Origin of the sequence: Phytohabitans aurantiacus, from assembly GCF_027923225.1 — a bacterium.
GTDB classification, from domain to species: Bacteria; Actinomycetota; Actinomycetes; order Mycobacteriales; family Micromonosporaceae; genus Phytohabitans; species Phytohabitans aurantiacus.
The window spans coordinates 23,788-35,580 of record NZ_BSDI01000066.1 but is presented as its reverse complement, the minus strand read 5'-3'; the positions used below and the strand labels follow the sequence as shown (position 1 = coordinate 35,580).

Genomic DNA, 11,793 nt, shown 5'->3' with positions numbered 1-11,793 from the left:
TCGCCCTCACCCGCCTACACCTCGGCGGCTACCAAACCCCACTACCCGGCCGCAACTCTCCCACCTGACCCACACATCAGACAGGAGAGCCAAATGCACGTGGTTGGATCTCTTTTCCGCGTGCATACGCCCTTGATCCATGCGATTGCCCTTGATCGGCACGCAGGGCCCGGGCGACACACCGCCGCCAACCCCTCAAACCCGACGGCTAGTCCCGGCGACGACGACGCGCGGCACACGGCGCGCGGCACACGGCACACGGCACACGGCACACGGCACACGGCACACGGCACACGGCACGACGATCAAGGACATTCCCGTCGATCAAGGGCAAACGCACGCGGAAAAGAGATCCAACCACGTGCGTTTGCCCTTGATCGGCGAGAGAGGCGGCGCAGCGCGCGGAGGCGGCGCGGGGGCGCGGCGGGCTACTTGCGGTTGTACAGGCGCATCGTCAGGGCGCCGAAGACCGCCGTGAACAACACACCGGACGCGACCACCCAGGTCATCGCACGGCCGTCCCAGCCACCATCCATCAGCGCCCGCACCGCCGCCACCAGATGCGAGATCGGGTTGACGTCGACGAACGCCTGCAGCCAGCCCGGCATCGTGCTCGGGTCGACGAACACGTTGCTGAGGAACGTCAGCGGAAACAGCACCATCATGCTGACGCCCATCACGGACTTCTCGGTGCGCAGCAGCAGCCCGAACATCGTCCACAGCCACGAGAACGCGAACGAGAACGCCACCAGTACGCCGATGCCGGCCAGGACGCCGACCACGCCGCCGTCTGGCCGGAAGCCCAGAACCAGGCCGACCAGCAGGATGACCGTCGATGCCATCGTGTACCGGAACGCGTCACCGAGCAGGTAACCGACCATCGTGGACGGTCGCCAGATCGGCAGCGTGCGGAACCGGTCGAACACGCCCTTCTGGATGTCCGTGTTGACGGCGATCCCGGTGTACATGGTGATCATCACGACGCTCATCACCATGATGCCGGGCAGCACGAACTGGAGGTACTCGGTCGTCGAGCCGGCCAGGGCGCCCCCGAACAGGTACGTGAACATCAGCGTCATCATGATCGGGAACGCGGTGACGTCGAAGAGCTGCTCGGGCACGTGCTTGATCTTCAGCATCGCCCGCCAGCCGAACGTCACCGACGAGGACAGCGCGCTCGGTCGCGGTGGATTGGACCCCGGCGCGAGGACCGCGCTGAGGGTCTCGGGCGAGAAGGTGTACGTGCTCGGTGCCTCGGTCGCGGTGGTCATGCCGAAATCTCCTCATCGTCAGTGGTGGCGGGCTTGTCGGTCAGTGCCAGGAAGACCTCGTCCAGGCTGGGCTGGCCGAGGGAGAAGTCGTCGACCGTGATGCCGGCCTCGGCGAGCGCCACCAGTGCCCGCGACGCCTGCTCGGCCGCGCCGCGCTCCGTCTCGTGCCCCGAAATGCGCGCGGTCAGTGCTACGGGGTCGGCGTCCAATTGCACCGGGGCGGAGAGCGCCTCCGACAGCACCCATTCCGCCTTATTGCGCTGATCGGCGTCGCGCAATCGCACGTGGATCGCACCGCGACCGACCGACGACTTCAGCTCACCCGGCGTGCCCTCGGCGATGACCTTGCCGTGGTCGATCACCGCGATCCGGCTCGCGAGGCGGTCCGCCTCGTCCAGGTACTGCGTGGTGAGCAGGACGGTCGTGCCGTGCGCGACGACGGCGCGCACGATGTCCCACACCTGGTTGCGGCTGCGCGGGTCGAGCCCGGTGGTGGGCTCGTCCAGGAACAGCAGCTTGGGCGTGTTCAGGATGCTGGCGGCGATGTCCAGCCGCCGGCGCATGCCGCCGGAGTAGTTCTTGACCTGCTTGCCCGCCGCCTCGGTCAGCCCGAATGCCTCGAGCAATCGAGCCCCGCGCTCGCGTGCGGCCGCCTTGCGATGTCCGAGCAATCGGCCGAGCAATACGAGGTTCTCGATGCCGGTGAGGTCCTCGTCGACCGAGGCGTACTGCCCGGTCAGGCTCACCATGCTCCGCACCGCGTCGGCCTCGCGGATCAGGTCGCGGCCGAACACCCGGGCGCCGCCGGAGTCCGGCCGCAACAGGGTGGCCAGCATCCTGACCGCCGTGGTCTTGCCGGCGCCGTTCGGGCCCAGCACCCCGTACACCGCGCCGGCCGGTACGGCCAGGTCGATGCCGTCGACGGCTCTGGTGTCACCGAACGTCTTGACGAGACCGTTCGTCTCGATAGCGAACTCTGTCATTCTTTTTCTCCCCCTCAGGACACTCCGTCATTTTCTTGCCGCTCAAGACACTCCGTCATTTTCTTGCCGCTCAAGACACATAAGGACGGGCGGCGCGGGCGTCCCGCAGCGCCTCGCCCCACCAGATGAGCTGGTTGAGCATGGTGGTGACGGCCCGTGCCTCGTCGGGCAGCGGCCGCATCAAATCGACCCGCACCTCGTCACGCACCGTCACGGCGTGCAGCTCGGTGAAGACGCCCCGCAGCTGCCCGACGGCGTGCGAGCCGTCGGACCCGCTGCCGTACGACACGAAGCCGACCGCCTTGGCCCGCCACTCGTCGTAGGCGCAGTCGATCGCCTGCTTGAGCGACGCCGGAAAGCTACGGTTGTACTCCGGCGTCATGACCACGAAGGCGTCCGCACGCCCGATGCTCGCGGCGAGCGCGGCCATCGCCGGAGTCGGTTCCGCCGGGTACCGGGACGGCAGCTCGTAGTCGACGAGGTCGACGACGGCCAGTTCGACCCCGTCGAGCCGGCCGGCGCGCGCCAGGAACCAGCCGGCCACCGTGTCGGCCGCCCGCCCTTCCCGGGTGCTACCGATGATCACCGCGACGCGTAGTGCTGCCACCGGCTCCACCTCCTCACACCTGGAAGGCGCGAGACGGGCTGCGAGATCCGATCTAGCGGGCATCTGGCGGCGGCGAGATCCCACAAATGATCAGGGCGTCCCTCAGGTCGCTCTTACGACGTGAGGGACGCCCTGATCACGTGGAGAAGGTCGGGCGGGGAAGGTTAGTCGGTGCCGGCTTCCATGGCGGCGTTGTCGAGCAGCTCCTCGTCGGCGGTGCCCTCGCCGCGCGAGGCGATCGCCTCGGCACCGCCCTCGGGCATCGCACCGATCAGCTCAGTGCGCGAGGTCGGAGCGGCGCTGATCAGCCGCGGCCCGACGATGCCGAGCCCGGCGTACTGCTCCAGCTTCGCCCGCGAGTCGGCGATGTCGAGGTTGCGCATGGTGAGCTGGCCGATCCGGTCGACCGGGCCGAACGCGGAGTCCTCGGTGCGCTCCATCGACAGTTTGTCCGGGTGGTAGCTGAACGCGGGACCGGTGGTGTCGAGGATCGAGTAGTCCTCGCCGCGCCGCAGCCGCAGCGTCACCTCGCCGGTGATCGCCGCACCCACCCAGCGCTGCAGCGACTCGCGCAGCATCAGCGCCTGCGGGTCGAGCCAGCGCCCCTCGTACAGCAGCCGGCCGAGCCGCCGGCCCTCGCTGTGGTAGCTGGCGAGCGTGTCCTCGTTGTGGATCGCGTTGACCAACCGCTCGTAGGCCGCGTGGAGCAATGCCATGCCCGGCGCCTCGTAAATGCCCCGACTCTTGGCCTCGATGATCCGGTTTTCGATCTGGTCGGACATGCCGATGCCGTGCCGGCCACCGATCGCGTTGGCCTCCAGTACCAGGTCGACCGCCGACGCGAACTCCTTGCCGTTGATCGTCACCGGCCGGCCCTGCTCGAAGCCGATCGTGACGTCTTCCGGGGCGATCTCGACGTCCTGGTCCCAGAACCGCACGCCCATGATCGGCTGGACGATCTCGATGCCGGTGTCGAGGTGCTCGAGCGACTTCGCCTCGTGGGTGGCGCCCCAGATGTTCGCGTCCGTGGAGTACGCCTTTTCGGTGCTGTCGCGGTAGGGCAGGTCGCGGGCGAGCAGCCACTCCGACATCTCGGTGCGGCCGCCGAGCTCGGTGACGAAGTCGGCGTCGAGCCACGGCTTGTAGATCCGCAGCGACGGGTTGGCGAGAAGGCCGTACCGGTAGAAGCGCTCGATGTCGTTGCCCTTGAAGGTGGAGCCGTCGCCCCAGATCTGTACCCGATCCTCCAGCATGGCGCGAACCAGCAGCGTGCCGGTGACCGCGCGCCCGAGCGGCGTGGTGTTGAAGTAGGCGCGGCCGCCGGACCGCACGTGGAACGCCCCGCACGAGAGGGCCGCGAGGCCCTCCTCCACGAGGGCGGCGCGGCAGTCGACCAGGCGCGCGACCTCGGCACCGTACGCGGTGGCGCGGCCGGGCACCGACGCGATGTCGGGCTCGTCGTACTGGCCGATGTCAGCGGTGTAGGTGCACGGCACGGCACCCTTCTCGCGCATCCACGCGACCGCAACCGACGTGTCGAGACCGCCGGAGAAGGCGATGCCGACACGTTCACCGACAGGCAGGGAGGTAAGCACCTTGGACACGGTCAGAAGTATATGCGCTCGACCGCATGACGATGCAAGCCACCCCGGGTGTGCCGCGCGCTACGTCCTGCGGATCGCGAGCAGCGCCACGTCGTCGGTCGGCTTGTCGCTGGCCACCACCGAGATCACGTTCGCGCAGACGACATCGGCGGGCGCCGGCTCCACCGTCCGCCGCAGCCGTTCGAGGCCCTCGTCGATGAACTCGCCGCGCCGCTCGACCAGGCCGTCGGTGTAGCAGACCAGCACGGACCCGGCAGGCAGGTCGATCGTGGTGGAGCGCCGCGGCTCCGACCGGCCGGTGCCGAGCGGCAGGTCGGTCGGCACCGCGACCATCGCCGCGTCGCGGTCGGGTGCCGCGAGCACCGGCGGCGGGTGCCCCGCGAGCGAGATCACCATCTGCTCGCGATCGGGGCTGATCATGCCGTAGAGGGCGGTAGCCAGGCTGCCCGCCTCGAAGTGGTGGATCTTGCGATCCAGCCGCGCGAGGGCGTCCGCCGGGCTCTCGCACTCCAGCGAGTACGCCCGCAGCGCGCTCCGCAGCCGTCCCATGACCACGGCGGACGGCAGGCCGTGGCCGGACACGTCGCCGATCACCACGCCGAGCCAGCCGGACGGCAGGTGGAAGACGTCGTACCAGTCGCCGCCGACGCCGGTGTCGTGGCCCGGCTGGTACCGCGCGGCCAGGTCGAGCCCGGGCACCGCCGGCAGCCGGCTGGGCAGCAGGCTGCGCTGCAGCGCGAGGGCCGCCATCCGGTCGATCTCACTGGAACGGACCTGCGCCGCCAGGGTCGCGCGCTCAGCGACGAGCTGCAGCAGATGGATGTCGTCGTCGGTGAACTCTCGGGGCGTCAGCGAACCCACGTGCAGTACACCGACCAGTTCGCCGGCGGCGAGCATCGGCACGCCGAGCATCGACGACAGGCCCTTCTCCCGGAGCAGCGGGTTGGCGATGTCGGCCACCGACAGGTCCGGGATGATCACCGGCTGCCGGTCGCGGGCCACCCGGCCGGCGAACCCGCGCCCCACCGCGAGCCGGAACTCCTGCTCGACCTCCACCTCGAGGCCCTTCGCGGCGGTCGCGACCAACTGCTGGGCGTGCACGTCGAGCAGCAGGACCACCGCCGTATCGACGCCCATCAGATCGCACGCCCGCTCCAGGAGCGCGTCCAGCAGATCCTCGGAACGCAGCTGGGAAAGCGCGGCGTCGGTAACGGCCTCGATGCGACGCAACTGCTCATCGCTACCCGAACCGCCCGATCTGATCACCGCATGAGCCTATCGGGCGGGGCACGGAGCGGGTCACGAGCGGGTCACATCTAACGAGTACATTCTCGGCCGTGGCGAGGGCGGACGGGAAACATGGCTCAGTGCATGTCGCGGCGCTTCTCGGAGCGATCGCGGGCACCAGCGTCGGAGCGGGCTGGGGCGGTTGGGCGATCCTGGTCGGTGCGATCGCCGGGGGCGCCGTGCTCGCGGTGGCCGAGGCCGTCGCCCGCTCACGGCAGAAGCCGGACGAGATACCGCCGCTGTGGTCGCGCATCCTTGCCAGCGGCGCGGTCGCGGCGCCGCTCGGCTGGGCACTGGGCGCGCTGACCGGCGCCGGGCCGCTCGTGGTCGCGCTCGCCGGCGGTACCGTCGCCGGCGCGCTCGGCATCCGCCCGCAGAAGGTGGCGCTCGGGCCCGCCGTCGGCCTCGCCGCCGGGCTGGTGTTCTGGGCGGCCTGGCCGTCGGCGCCGGCCGCCGTCGCCGCCGCGGCGGCCGTCGTGGCCTTCCGGTCGCTCGCCGCGCTCCTGTTCCGCGACGCGCAGGTCGAGCTCCTCGCCGAGGCGGTACCGCCGGAGCGGCTCCCCTTCGTCGTACCGCTGGCCGCGCGCACCTCGTACGTCGGCACCGGGTACGTCAAGGAGCTGGCCGGCGTGCTCGGCGGCCACTACCAGCCGGACGCGGCCGACGTGGGCATCGTGGCGTCGCTGGACGAGCTGGCGGGGCCCGGCTTCGACCCCGGTGGCGTCGACCCGCTGGTCCGCGAGTTCTACGAGCACACGACCCGGTTCGCGCTCGACATCGTGCCGCACTGGCGGCTGTGGGTACGCCCCGGCTACCTGCTCTACCGCGGTCTCGTGGCGCGCCCGCTGGGACAGGCGAGCGTGCCGATGAACCAGCGCGAGGCGCAGCGCGGCGTGCGCAGCCGCATCGACACGATCAGCGACGCGCCCGGTGGCGTGGTGAGCGTGCGCGGCTGGATCCGATCCTTTGTGGACACCGACGAACCGATCTACGTCGGCATCTACACCACCTATCGGCGCGACGGGCACGGGTACGTCAGCGTGGGCTTCCCGGTGCCGGAGGGCAGCTTCACCGCGACGCTCGCGCCCACCGCACGCCCCGGCGGCGGCCTGGTGCTGGACAGCCGCGGCGACCAGGACCAGACCGGGCACTATCTGACCTATGTGGACTCCGACAGCGGCGAGCTGACCACCCTGGCCGTACACGGGTTCGCCGAGCGGCTCGACGTGTGGGCCGAGGGTGGCGAGCTACGGGCCGAGCACGCCTTCGCGCTGTTCGGCCTGCCGTTTCTCGTGCTGGAGTACCGGATCCGCCGGAAGTAGCAGGCGCTCGCCGAGCAGGGCCGCCACCGCGGCGGCGACCAGCAGCGCACCCACCAGCGCGACGCTGCGGAGGCCGGCGGTGTCCACCAGTACGCCGCCGAGCAGCGACCCACCGGCGATGCCCGCGTTGAACGCCGTACTGATGCCGGCGCTGGCGATGTCGGTGCTGCCGGGCGCGATCCGGAGCGTCCGGTTCTGGATGGCGGCCGCCATCGCGCTGAACGAGACCCCGTAGATCGCGAGCGCTCCGACCACCGCCGCCGGGACGGTGCCGGCGGCCCACATGATCGCGAGCGCCGCGGCGATCGCACCGAGCGGTACGGTCACCGCCGCCCACGGACGGCGATCCAGGTGCCGGCCGACCGCCACCGCGCCAACCGCGCCCGACACACCGGTGACCAGCAGCAACGGCCCGAGCGCCGACGGCTCGAACCCGGTGACGTCGAGCACGAAGGGCGTCACGTACGTGTACGCGGTCAGCGCGCCGGTCACGCCCAGCCCGGCGGCGACGACGAGGATGGCGAACCGCCGCCCGTCCGGCTGGCTGCCGCGCGCCGCACCGCCCTCGCCCGGCGCGATCGTCGGCACCAGCACCGCGATCGCCACGCAGGTGGCCAGCCCGGCGGCCGCCATGACCAGGAACGCGACCCGCCACCCGGCCTGCTGCCCCAGCCAGGTGCCGGCCGGGATGCCGAGCACCGGCGCCAGCGAGGTGCCCATCGCCAGCCGGCCGACCGCCCGGCCGCGCACCTCCGGCGGGAACAGGCCGGTCGCGGCGGCGGCGACGACCGACCAGAACAGCGCTTGCGTCACCGCGATGACCAGCCGCGCTCCGAGCAGAACCCAGTAATTGCTCGCCAGTGCGGTCAGAATCGCACCGAGAACGAACACACCGAGCGTCACGGTGAGCAGCAGCCGGCGCGGCACCCGCTGGGTGAGGCGGGTCAACGGCAGCGACACCAGCACGACCACGACCGCGTACCCGGTCACCAGCAACCCGATCTCCGACGGCGACCGCCCGAGGTCGGCGGCCATCACGGTGAGCAGGCCGATCGGCAGCACCTCGGTCGTGACGTAGACGAAGGTCGCCACCGCCAGGGCCGCGAGCGCGCCGTTGGCACGCCGCGTCGAGACCACCATGATGTTCGGCCTCCTAGCGCGTCGTGGTGGCCAGGCGCAGGCCGAGGGCGACGAGCACGGTGCCGCTCACCGCTTCGAGGCGGCGGATCCTCGGCCCCCGGAACCAGGCGCCGGCCCGGCCCACCGCGGCCGCGAGGGTCAGGTAGAACGCGGTCTCGATGAGCACCTGCGCGGCGGCCAGCGGTGCGACAAGATCCATCAGCCGATCCTGCCGCACCGCCGCTGCGGGCTCAACGGCTTTGACGCTCCCTATTTACACGGTGACATTTACGCGGTGACCCGGACGTCGTCGACGCCGGCTTCGACAAGGCTGGCGGTGCTCGCGTCGGCCGCCTCGATCAGCACCCGCACCGACTGCCCCGAGTACGCGGCGAGGCTCCACGAGCCGGTTCCCCAAGCGGCGTCCCGGTTGCTGGCCGCGCCCGCCTGAGTGAAGAGCACTGTGGACCCACCACTGTGGACGACCGAGACGCGGAAGAAGTCGGCGCTGGACGAATTGGAGCCGTGCGCCAGGTACCACGACATCGACAGGCTGGCGTTCGCCGGCACGGTGATCGCCGGCGAGCGCACGCTCGTCACCCCGCCGTCGACGTCGTAGCTGCCCGCGCCGGAGCCGGCGAGCCGGCCGGTGACCAGGCCGTTGACGCCCGACGTGGTGGTGCCGAGCTGCTTGGTGCCGCTGGACGTGGTCTGCTCGGGGTCGCCGCGCTCCCACGCGCCCAGGGTGGCGGTGTCGGTGCCGCTCGGGTTGACCGTCCAGCCGGTGGCGGATTCGAGGTCGTCGGACCACACCACGATCGGCGGCGTGCCGGTCGCGAGCGTCCACAGCGCGTACGCCGCCGCGTCGCCGGCACGGTCGACGACGGTGTCGCTGACGTTGCTCGGGTACGTGTCACAGGCACGGTGGTAGCAGGGGTCGAACGCGGTCGCGGTGCCGCCCCACTTCGCCACCTGCGCCGCGGTCTTGACCCGACTGGCGCCCGCGGCGACACCCGAGGTCTGCACCCCGATCGCGTTGAAGGACGCGTCGTCCGATCGGCCCGCGCCCTCGGTGTTCTCCTCGGTCTGCACGCCGATCGAGTCGTAGTACGCCTTCAGTGTCTGCCCGAGCCCGGAGGTGATGCGGTTGATGAAGTAGCCGCCGTTGATCGAGCCGACCATGTCGAAGTTGAAGTAACCCTTGATGCGGGCACGCTCGGCCGCGGGCAGGCTGTTGGCGTAGAACTCCGAGCCGTTGAGTCCCTGCTCCTCGTCGGTCCAGAACGCGAAGCGGACGTGCGCGAGCAGCGAGGGCTTCTGCGCCGCGAGGGTCAGTGCGATTTCGAGTACGGTCGCCGAGCCGGAAGCGTTGTCGTTGATGCCCGGGCCGGCGGTCACGCTGTCGAGGTGCGCGCCGAGGATGTACACCTGGTTGGGGTCCCCGCCGGGCCAGTCGGCGATCACGTTGGGGCCGGCGCCGCTCGTGCAACCCGAGGTGCAGTTCTGCCGCACCACCGAGTACCCCGCCGCCGCCAGCTTGTCGAAGACGTACGTGACGGACGCGGTGTATCCGGCGGTGGTAGATCTACGGTTACCGCCGTTGGCGTTCGCGATGGCCTGGAACTGCTGCATGTGCGCCTTCTGGTTGGCGAGCGAGATGTCGGGCGCCGCCAGGGCGACGACGCTCGCCGGTGCCCGCGACGCGTCCGCCGGTGCGGCGCTGGCCGCGGCCGGCGCGACCAGCACCGCGATGCCGGCCAGGGCCCCTAGGTAGGTACGGGCCGTCGCTCGGCGGCGGGAAGCGCGCGGTGGGAGAAGGGTCAGTCTCACGCCGTACTCCTTCGAACAGGCGATACCGGGATTGCCGGCGCCCGCAGAATAGGGGACACAGAGACGCATGTGAATAGTGTTCGCGATCAGTGCGATAGCCTCGGGGCAATGGTGATCAACACGGGGGAACCGGCCGAGCCCGGATCGTTGTGGCGCAATCGCGGCTTCAACGCGTTCTGGGCGTCGCAGATGCTGTCGGTACTCGGCGACACCTTCACGCACCTGGCCGTGCCGCTGCTGGTGCTCGACGCCACCGGCTCGGTCGCGACCGCTGGCCTGCTGACCGGTATCGCGGGCACCACCGCGGTGATCGCCGGGATCTTCGCGGGGGTCCTGGTCGACCGAATGAACCGACGATTGCTCCTGATCGGCTCCGACATTGCCCGGATGTTGCTCTTCGCGATAATCCCGATCGTCTGGCTGACACCGCACCCGCCAATCTGGCTACTTTTCGTCGTGCTCCCGCTGGCCTCAGCGGTCGGGATGGTCTTTCAGGTCGCGGCGGTGACCGCGGTGCGCAGCCTCGTACCAACCTCCAACCTGACGCGGGCCAACGGCCGGCTCTACGCTGGTACGGCGCTGGCGTCCGTCGCCGGCCCGGCGCTGGCCGGCGCGGTGTCGGGCTGGATCGGACCAGCGGGCGCGATCGCCGTCGACGCCGGCAGCTTCGGCCTCTCCGCCGCGTTGCTTCTCCTGGTACGCCTTCCGGCGCGCACGCGCGCGGAGGGCGACCGCACCCGTCCGTGGGACGACCTGCTCGCCGGCGCCCGCTTCCTGCTCCGCCATCCGGTCCTGCGGCCGCTGACCGTGCTGCTGACCGCGTTCATCCTGCTTACGTACGGCATCGACGACGTCGTCATCTACCACCTCCGGCACGACTTGGATCAGCCCGACGGCACGATCGGCCTGGTCCTCACGGTCGGCGCCGCGGGCACCGTGACCGGCTCACTGGCCGTACCATGGCTGCGCCGCCGGCTCGGCTTCGGCGCATGCTGGATCGGGACGGGCGCGCTCTGCGGCGCGGCGATCGCGGCGCTCAGCGTGACCGGCCGGGTCGCGGAGGTCGGTGCGCTGATGGTCGTGTACTTCGGCTGCCTGAGCATCGGCGGCATATGCTCGATGACGCTGCGCCAGGAGGTCACGCCCGAACACCTGCTCGGGCGCGTCACGTCGGCGTTCTGGACGATCCACTTCTCGCTGGGCGGCGTCGGCGCGGCGGCGTTCACCTGGCTCGCCCAGCACCACGGCACCCGGCTGACGTTCGCGGTCGCCGGCGCGGGCGTCCTGGCCGTCGCCACCGCCACCCTGGCAACCCCCATCCGAAAAGTCCGCTAGCCCCCGCCGCGCGCCGCGCAGGCGGGGCGCGCGCTCCCGGCGCGCGGCTGCGCGCCTTCTCCGCGCGGCTGCGCGCCTTCTCCGCCGATCAAGGGCAAACGCACGTGATTCGATCGCGTTTCCGCGTGCATTCGCCCTTGATCCACACGATCGCCCTTGATCGGCGACCGCCCGCACGGCGCGGCGTCCGCGCGCGGGCCGGCGCCACGTCCGCGCGCGGGCCGGCGCCCTTACCCGTGCCGGACGCGGCGGCGCTGCGCGCCTTCCCCGCCGATCAAGGAGCCCCTGGCCCCTTCGGGCCACCCGCAGGTGGGTGAAAGAGGGCAGACCAGCCCGCGCCTGTCCTCCCAGGGCGCTGCTGCCCGTCCGTGACGGCGTGTCGCCACGCCCTGGCCGCCGATCAAGGGCGTATGCACGTGGTTGGATCTCTTCTCC

The 11,793-nt window shown here is 70.8% G+C and carries 10 protein-coding genes; 2 read left to right on the top strand and 8 right to left on the bottom strand.

Going from position 1 to position 11,793, the window contains the following annotated elements; all coding sequences use genetic code 11:
• Positions 1-428 precede the first annotated feature (428 nt).
• The 5 genes from QMG73_RS39535 to QMG73_RS39515 all read right to left on the bottom strand — a co-directional run bounded on the left by QMG73_RS39535 (position 429) and on the right by QMG73_RS39515 (position 5,731).
• The gene (locus tag QMG73_RS39535) at positions 429-1,271 is read right to left on the bottom strand and encodes an ABC transporter permease (RefSeq protein WP_281904274.1); all 843 of its coding nucleotides are present in this window, start codon (positions 1,269-1,271) and stop codon (positions 429-431) included.
• Entirely contained in the window at positions 1,268-2,254 is a 987-nt protein-coding gene (locus QMG73_RS39530; protein ID WP_281904273.1) for an ATP-binding cassette domain-containing protein, read from the bottom strand. The genes QMG73_RS39535 and QMG73_RS39530 overlap by 4 nt, the downstream gene beginning before the upstream one ends.
• Positions 2,255-2,324: 70 nt before the next feature.
• A complete protein-coding gene (locus tag QMG73_RS39525; RefSeq protein ID WP_281904272.1) occupies positions 2,325-2,861 on the bottom strand; it encodes an NADPH-dependent FMN reductase in 537 nt (178 codons plus the stop codon).
• Between the two features lie 164 nt (positions 2,862-3,025).
• A complete protein-coding gene (gene argG, locus QMG73_RS39520) occupies positions 3,026-4,465 on the bottom strand; it encodes an argininosuccinate synthase (protein ID WP_281904271.1) in 1,440 nt (479 codons plus the stop codon).
• A 60-nt stretch (positions 4,466-4,525) separates the two neighbouring features.
• Positions 4,526-5,731, bottom strand: a complete 1,206-nt coding sequence (locus QMG73_RS39515; protein WP_281904269.1) for a PP2C family protein-serine/threonine phosphatase — start codon at positions 5,729-5,731, stop codon at positions 4,526-4,528.
• Positions 5,732-5,832: 101 nt separating this feature from the next.
• Between QMG73_RS39515 and QMG73_RS39510 the strand changes: the two genes are divergently transcribed.
• Positions 5,833-7,074, top strand: a complete 1,242-nt coding sequence (locus QMG73_RS39510) for a hypothetical protein (RefSeq protein ID WP_281904268.1) — start codon at positions 5,833-5,835, stop codon at positions 7,072-7,074.
• Here the strand turns inward: QMG73_RS39510 and QMG73_RS39505 are convergent.
• The 3 genes from QMG73_RS39505 to QMG73_RS39495 all read right to left on the bottom strand — a co-directional run bounded on the left by QMG73_RS39505 (position 7,000) and on the right by QMG73_RS39495 (position 9,954).
• Complete coding sequence (locus QMG73_RS39505; RefSeq protein WP_281904266.1) at positions 7,000-8,214, bottom strand: MFS transporter; 1,215 nt, start codon at positions 8,212-8,214, stop codon at positions 7,000-7,002. The genes QMG73_RS39510 and QMG73_RS39505 overlap by 75 nt on opposite strands.
• 13 nt (positions 8,215-8,227) lie before the next feature.
• Positions 8,228-8,413 carry a hypothetical protein gene (locus QMG73_RS39500; RefSeq protein WP_281904265.1) on the bottom strand — a complete coding sequence of 62 codons (186 nt, stop codon included), beginning with the start codon at positions 8,411-8,413 and terminating at the stop codon, positions 8,228-8,230.
• A 68-nt stretch (positions 8,414-8,481) separates the two neighbouring features.
• Positions 8,482-9,954 carry a M20/M25/M40 family metallo-hydrolase gene (locus QMG73_RS39495; protein ID WP_407676916.1) on the bottom strand — a complete coding sequence of 491 codons (1,473 nt, stop codon included), beginning with the start codon at positions 9,952-9,954 and terminating at the stop codon, positions 8,482-8,484.
• Positions 9,955-10,131: 177 nt separating this feature from the next.
• Between QMG73_RS39495 and QMG73_RS39490 the strand changes: the two genes are divergently transcribed.
• Positions 10,132-11,358: an MFS transporter gene (locus tag QMG73_RS39490; RefSeq protein ID WP_281904263.1), complete on the top strand. Its 1,227-nt coding sequence runs from the start codon at positions 10,132-10,134 to the stop codon at positions 11,356-11,358.
• Positions 11,359-11,793 lie beyond the last annotated feature (435 nt).

What these genes read in the sequence shown, in the direction of transcription:
- QMG73_RS39535 (WP_281904274.1), bottom strand. Translation starts at nt 1,271, where the DNA reads ATGACCACCGCGACCGAGGCACCGAGCACGTACACCTTCTCGCCCGAG.
- QMG73_RS39530 (WP_281904273.1), bottom strand. Translation starts at nt 2,254, where the DNA reads ATGACAGAGTTCGCTATCGAGACGAACGGTCTCGTCAAGACGTTCGGT.
- QMG73_RS39505 (WP_281904266.1), bottom strand. Translation starts at nt 8,214, where the DNA reads ATGGTGGTCTCGACGCGGCGTGCCAACGGCGCGCTCGCGGCCCTGGCG.
- QMG73_RS39500 (WP_281904265.1), bottom strand. Translation starts at nt 8,413, where the DNA reads ATGGATCTTGTCGCACCGCTGGCCGCCGCGCAGGTGCTCATCGAGACC.
- QMG73_RS39490 (WP_281904263.1), top strand. Translation starts at nt 10,132, where the DNA reads ATGGTGATCAACACGGGGGAACCGGCCGAGCCCGGATCGTTGTGGCGC.